The sequence below is a fragment of the Pseudomonas sp. Sample_10 genome, from assembly GCF_004321495.1.
GTDB lineage: Bacteria > Pseudomonadota > Gammaproteobacteria > Pseudomonadales > Pseudomonadaceae > Aquipseudomonas.
Window position 1 is genome coordinate 1 of sequence record NZ_RCOE01000244.1, and the last position, 6,011, is coordinate 6,011.

Here is a 6,011-nt window from a genome sequence, read left to right on the forward strand (position 1 = left end):
TGCTGGCTATTGCAGAGAACTGGACAGTCACAAAGGCTTTGCGGCATAGTCGCCGAGTTCTGACAATTGCACACGGATAACAAAGGAACCGCCGATGGCGACGCTACTCGTTCTGCACGGACCCAACCTGAACCTGCTCGGCACCCGTGAACCGGGCACCTATGGCGCCACGACGCTGGCCCAGATCAACCAGGACCTGGAACGCCGTGCCCGTGAAGCCGGCCACCATTTGCTGCACCTGCAAAGCAATGCCGAGTACGAATTGATCGACCGCATCCACGCCGCTCGCAGCGAAGGTGTGGACTTCATTTTGATCAACCCGGCAGCTTTTACGCATACAAGTGTCGCATTACGTGACGCGCTGCTGGCGGTGAGCATCCCATTCATCGAAGTGCATTTGTCCAACGTGCACAAACGCGAACCTTTCCGCCATCACTCTTACTTCTCCGACGTAGCGGTAGGAGTGATCTGCGGCCTTGGCGCCAGCGGTTATCGACTGGCCTTGGAGGCTGCATTAGAGCAGCTTGAACAACAAGCTATACGCCCCTGACCGACCCTTGGGAGTTGATGATTCATGGATATCCGTAAAGTTAAGAAACTGATCGAATTGCTGGAAGAGTCCGGCATCGACGAGCTCGAGATCAAGGAAGGCGAAGAGTCCGTACGCATCAGCCGTCACAGCAAGACCCCGGCTCAGCAGTACTACGCTCCTGCGCCAATGCCAGCTCCGGCTGCCGCGCCTGTCGCTGCCGCCGCTCCGGCTGCCGCTGCCGCCGCACCTGCAGCGCCTGCCGCACCAGCGTTGAACGGCACCGTTGCCCGTTCGCCAATGGTCGGTACGTTCTATCGCAAGTCTTCGCCAACCTCGCCGTCCTTCGTTGAAGTCGGCCAGACCGTGAAGAAAGGCGACACCCTGTGCATCGTCGAAGCCATGAAGATGATGAACCACATCGAAGCTGAAACCAGCGGTGTGATCGAATCCATCCTCGTCGAAGACGGCCAGCCGGTTGAGTACGACCAACCGCTGTTCACCATCGTTTGAACCGCGGAGAGCCTTTGATGACTGCGAAGTTGGAAAAAGTTCTGATCGCCAACCGCGGTGAGATCGCCCTGCGGATCCTGCGCGCCTGCAAAGAGATGGGCATCAAGACCGTCGCCGTTTACTCCAAGGCTGACAAGGAACTGATGCACCTGGGTCTGGCAGACGAGTCCGTCTGCATCGGCCCGGCATCGGCCGCCCACTCCTACCTGCACATTCCGGCAATCATTGCCGCGGCCGAAGTGACCGGCGCTACCGCCATTCACCCAGGCTACGGCTTCCTTGCGGAAAACGCCGACTTTGCCGAGCAGGTCGAGAACTCCGGCTTCGCGTTCATTGGCCCGAAAGCCGAAACCATTCGCCTGATGGGCGACAAGGTATCGGCCAAGCACGCCATGATCGCCGCCGGTGTACCGACCGTTCCGGGTTCTGACGGCCCGCTGCCGGAAGACGAAGAAACCGCTCTGCGCATTGGTCGCGAAGTCGGTTATCCGGTGATCATCAAGGCCGCTGGCGGCGGTGGTGGTCGCGGCATGCGCGTTGTGCATAAAGAAGAAGACCTGATTTCCTCGGCCAAACTGACCCGCTCCGAAGCAGGCGCGGCGTTCGGCAACCCGATGGTCTATCTGGAAAAGTTCCTGACCAACCCGCGTCACGTGGAAGTCCAGGTGCTTTCCGACGGCCAGGGCAATGCCATCCATCTGGGCGACCGCGATTGCTCGCTGCAACGTCGTCACCAGAAAGTTCTCGAAGAAGCGCCGGCACCGGGCATCGACGAGAAGGCTCGCCAGGAAGTTTTCGCTCGCTGCGTCAAGGCGTGCATCGACATCGGTTACCGGGGTGCGGGCACTTTCGAGTTCCTGTACGAGAACGGCCGCTTCTACTTCATCGAGATGAACACTCGTGTCCAGGTAGAGCACCCGGTTTCGGAAATGGTCACCGGTATCGACATCGTCAAGGAGATGCTCAGCATCGCCGCCGGCAACAAGCTGTCGTTCACTCAGGATGACGTGGTCATCCGCGGTCACTCGCTGGAGTGCCGGATCAACGCTGAGGATCCGAAGACCTTCATGCCGAGCCCGGGCACGGTCAAGCATTTCCACGCTCCAGGCGGCAACGGCGTTCGCGTCGATTCGCACCTGTACAGTGGCTATGCCGTTCCGCCGAACTACGATTCGTTGATCGGCAAGCTGATCACTTACGGTGCAACCCGTGACGAAGCCATGGCGCGCATGCGCAATGCGCTGGACGAAATCGTGGTCGACGGGATCAAGACCAACATCCCGCTGCACCGCGACCTGACCCGCGACGAAGGTTTCTGCAAAGGGGGCGTGAACATTCACTACCTCGAGCACAAGCTGGCCGGCGAGAAGCACTAAGCTTCGAACCTGCACCTGACAAAGCCGCCTTCGGGCGGCTTTGTTGTTTCTGCAGATGCCCCCTAGAAACCTTGTGGCGAGAGAGCTTGCTCCCGTGCGGTTGCGCAGCAGCCGCAAGACCATTCATCCGAGTTGCGTCAGACAAAGCCTTATCTGCCATTTTGGGACCGCATCGCGCTCCAGCGGGAGCAAGCTCCCTCGCCACAGAGAGCGTCGTCTGCGGTATTGGATGGCAACCCGGTCGTCTTCTGCGTTGCGCTCGCGTAAACTTGCGCGCTTCTCGCAGCCCGCTAGGCTGCAATCTATATTTTTCAAAGGTGCCCGCCATGCCTTGGCTGCAAGTCCGTCTCGCCATCAGCCCAGAACAAGCCGAAACCTACGAAGACGCTTTCCTTGAAGTGGGCGCCGTATCGGTGACCTTCATGGACGCCGAAGACCAGCCGATCTTCGAGCCGGAACTCAACACCACCCCACTGTGGTCGCACACCCACCTGCTGGCCCTGTTCGAAGGTGGCACCGAGCCTGGCCCGGTGCTGGCTCATCTTGAGCTGTTGACTGGCAGCCCGCTGCCCGAACACCACAGTGAAGTGATCGAAGACCAGGATTGGGAACGCAGCTGGATGGACGGTTTCCAGCCGATGCGTTTCGGTCAGCGCCTGTGGATCGTACCGAGTTGGCATGCCGCTCCCGAACCAGACGCCGTCAACCTGCTGCTGGACCCGGGCCTGGCGTTCGGCACCGGCACCCACCCGACCACCGCGCTGTGCCTGGAATGGCTCGACGGTCAGGATCTGAAAGATTGCAACGTGCTGGACTTCGGCTGCGGCTCGGGGATCCTGGCCATTGCCGCCTTGCTGCTGGGCGCCAGGGAAGCGGTCGGCACCGACATCGACGTGCAGGCGCTGGAAGCTTCCCGCGACAATGCCGGGCGCAACCACATTGCCAATGAACTGTTCCCACTGTATCTGCCGGAAGATCTGCCGCAGGTTCAGGCTGATGTGCTGGTAGCGAACATTCTCGCTGGCCCGCTGGTATCCCTTGCACCGCAGCTGTCCGGCCTGGTCAAGCCCGGTGGCCGTCTGGCGCTGTCGGGGATTCTGGCCGAGCAAGGCGATGAAGTGGCTGCAGCCTACGCCAAGGACTTCGATCTGGATCCGATCGCCAATCGCGATGGCTGGGTGCGCATCACAGGCCGTCGGCGCTAGAATGAGCGTCTGCATAATCCGGATCGCCGCATGACCGATAGCTTCGTCACCCAGTGCCCGCATTGCCAAACCAGTTTCCGCGTCAGCCATGCCCAGTTGAGCGTGGCGCGCGGGGTCGTTCGCTGTGGCTCATGCCTGCAGGTATTCAACGCGGCCAAGCAATTGCTTGAACAGGCCGGCAAAGAGCCTGCCGCGCCGATTGCACCTGCCATCGCGCAAGCCCCGGCACCCGAACAACCGCGTGCCATCAGCCAAAAGCAATGGAGCGCGGCCGAACTGGATCTGGACAGCCTCGACCTCGACGAAGAACTCGCCCGGCTCGAACAGCGGGAAATCCAGCCCATCACCGAATTCGGCCGCCCCCGCGAAGACAGCCTCAGCGCTCGCCGCGACAGCACTGAAATCGACGAAGAACCCTGGACCACTGACAGCCTGTTCAGCGAATCGGCCGCCGATCGTGCGCAAACGGGCAATAACCTTGACGAGCTCGATGCGCTCGACACTCCTGTTTCAGAAGAACCCCTGAAAGAGACAGGCATCCTCGCACGCACCGAACCCTCGCTATCGCTGGAACTCGAGCCGGTGGAACTGGACGACGAACCCCAGCCGCCACATTTACGCCTGCACGACCCGCTCGATCCTCCACTTCATCACGAACGCCTTTCGGCAACGGCAACTGAAGAAATCGACGCCGACCTGCCTTCGATCGAGCCCTTGCGCAAGCGTCGCGAACGCAGCGAACCGGGCGTTCGCGCCGAAGTCTTGCAAGACCTGACCGATGACCCGCTGCAACTGGACTGGCAAAAACGCCGTTCGCCGTGGGGGCGCCGATTCTTCTGGCTCGTGCTGATCCTGCTGGGCGCCGGCGCACTCGTGGGCCAGTACGTCGCCTATCACTTCGACGAACTGGCACGCCAGGACCAATATCGCCCGTGGTTCCAGCAACTGTGCCCACACATCGGTTGCACGGTGCCCTCCAAGGTCGACATCGCCAAAATCAAAAGCAGCAACCTGGTAGTGCGCAGCCACCCGGAGTTCAGTGGTGCGCTGGTGGTTGATGCCATCATCTATAACCGCGCGCCCTTCTCCCAGCCCTTCCCGCTACTGGAACTGCGCTTCGCCGACCTCAACGGCCACCTGATCGCCAGCCGCCGCTTCAAACCCGGCGAGTACCTCGGGGGCGACCTTGAAGGCATGGCCGAAATGCCTCCGCAAACCCCGATCCACATCGCACTCGACATTCTCGATCCAGGTGCAAAAGCGGTGAATTACAGCCTGAGCTTCCACTCGCCCGAGTGAAACGGTTCACCGCTCTTCAATTGACGACGGCTTTCTGACTTTCCCTGCGCGAACCAAACCGCTGGCGATAACGGAATAACTGTTCAGATTTTGTTCAATTCGACCTTTATCCAGTCATCGAGAGCGGGTATCATGCCAACCCTTTTTCGAACTCTCATGATCCGGCCCCACAACAGGGAAGCCCTATGTCGGCGGTACGCATCGGTCCATACACATTACACAACGGCTTGATTCTCGCCCCGATGGCGGGGGTCACCGACCAACCCTTTCGTCAGCTGTGCAAACGATTGGGCGCGGGACTGGTCGTCTCGGAAATGGTCACCAGCGACATGAGTTTGTGGAACACCCGCAAGTCGCGGATGCGCATGATCCACGAAGGTGATCCCGAGCCACGCTCGGTACAGATCGCCGGTGGCGATGCACAGATGCTGGCGGATGCAGCGCGGGCCAACGTCGAGTTGGGCGCACAGATTATTGATATCAACATGGGCTGTCCGGCGAAGAAGGTCTGCAACAAGGCCGCCGGCTCCGCACTGTTGAAGGATGAAGCACTGGTCACCGAGATCCTGCAGGCCGTCGTGGCTGCGGTTGATGTGCCGGTTACCCTGAAAATTCGGACCGGCTGGGACCGGGACAACAAAAATGGCCTGACGGTGGCGAAGATCGCCGAGCAGGCAGGCATTACGGCGCTGGCGGTTCATGGCCGCACCCGTGCCGATCTGTACACCGGTGAAGCCGAGTACGACACCATTGCCGCGATCAAGCAGGCGGTATCGATGCCGGTGTTTGCCAACGGCGATATCGATTCGCCGGAAAAGGCCCGATACGTGCTCGACGCGACCGGTGCCGACGGCCTGCTGGTTGGCCGGGCCGCCCAGGGGCGGCCATGGATTTTTCGCGAGATCGACCATTTCCTGCGCACCGGCGAGAAGCTCCCGGCGCTGGAACTGATCGAGGTGGAACGCATTCTGCTAGAGCATCTGGCTGCGCTGCACGCCTTCTATGGAGACGTGATGGGCGTGCGCATTGCTCGAAAGCATGTGGGCTGGTATCTCGCAACCTTGCCGGGCGCCAGGGAGTTTCGCGCCC

At 60.6% G+C, this 6,011-nt stretch carries 6 protein-coding genes; all 6 read left to right on the top strand.

All coding sequences use genetic code 11. The features are described from left to right. Positions 1-94 precede the first annotated feature (94 nt). The gene (aroQ, locus tag D8U18_RS24680) at positions 95-550 is read left to right on the top strand and encodes a type II 3-dehydroquinate dehydratase (RefSeq protein WP_056852465.1); all 456 of its coding nucleotides are present in this window, start codon (positions 95-97) and stop codon (positions 548-550) included. Between the two features lie 24 nt (positions 551-574). Further along, positions 575-1,042, top strand: a complete 468-nt coding sequence (gene accB / locus D8U18_RS24685) for an acetyl-CoA carboxylase biotin carboxyl carrier protein (RefSeq protein WP_056852464.1) — start codon at positions 575-577, stop codon at positions 1,040-1,042. A 17-nt stretch (positions 1,043-1,059) separates the two neighbouring features. Then, positions 1,060-2,418 carry an acetyl-CoA carboxylase biotin carboxylase subunit gene (gene accC / locus D8U18_RS24690; protein WP_131108765.1) on the top strand — a complete coding sequence of 453 codons (1,359 nt, stop codon included), beginning with the start codon at positions 1,060-1,062 and terminating at the stop codon, positions 2,416-2,418. A gap of 326 nt (positions 2,419-2,744) precedes the next feature. After that, complete coding sequence (gene prmA / locus D8U18_RS24695) at positions 2,745-3,623, top strand: 50S ribosomal protein L11 methyltransferase (protein WP_056852462.1); 879 nt, start codon at positions 2,745-2,747, stop codon at positions 3,621-3,623. A gap of 30 nt (positions 3,624-3,653) precedes the next feature. Next, the gene (locus D8U18_RS24700) at positions 3,654-4,922 is read left to right on the top strand and encodes a DUF3426 domain-containing protein (protein WP_056852461.1); all 1,269 of its coding nucleotides are present in this window, start codon (positions 3,654-3,656) and stop codon (positions 4,920-4,922) included. Positions 4,923-5,107: 185 nt separating this feature from the next. Next, the coding region (dusB, locus tag D8U18_RS24705; protein ID WP_131108767.1) for a tRNA dihydrouridine synthase DusB at positions 5,108-6,011 on the top strand (904 nt) is incomplete at its 3' end.

Coding starts and splice junctions, on each gene's coding strand:
- aroQ (WP_056852465.1), top strand. CDS start 95: ATGGCGACGCTACTCGTTCTGCACGGACCCAACCTGAACCTGCTCGGC.
- accB (WP_056852464.1), top strand. CDS start 575: ATGGATATCCGTAAAGTTAAGAAACTGATCGAATTGCTGGAAGAGTCC.
- accC (WP_131108765.1), top strand. CDS start 1,060: ATGACTGCGAAGTTGGAAAAAGTTCTGATCGCCAACCGCGGTGAGATC.
- prmA (WP_056852462.1), top strand. CDS start 2,745: ATGCCTTGGCTGCAAGTCCGTCTCGCCATCAGCCCAGAACAAGCCGAA.
- D8U18_RS24700 (WP_056852461.1), top strand. CDS start 3,654: ATGACCGATAGCTTCGTCACCCAGTGCCCGCATTGCCAAACCAGTTTC.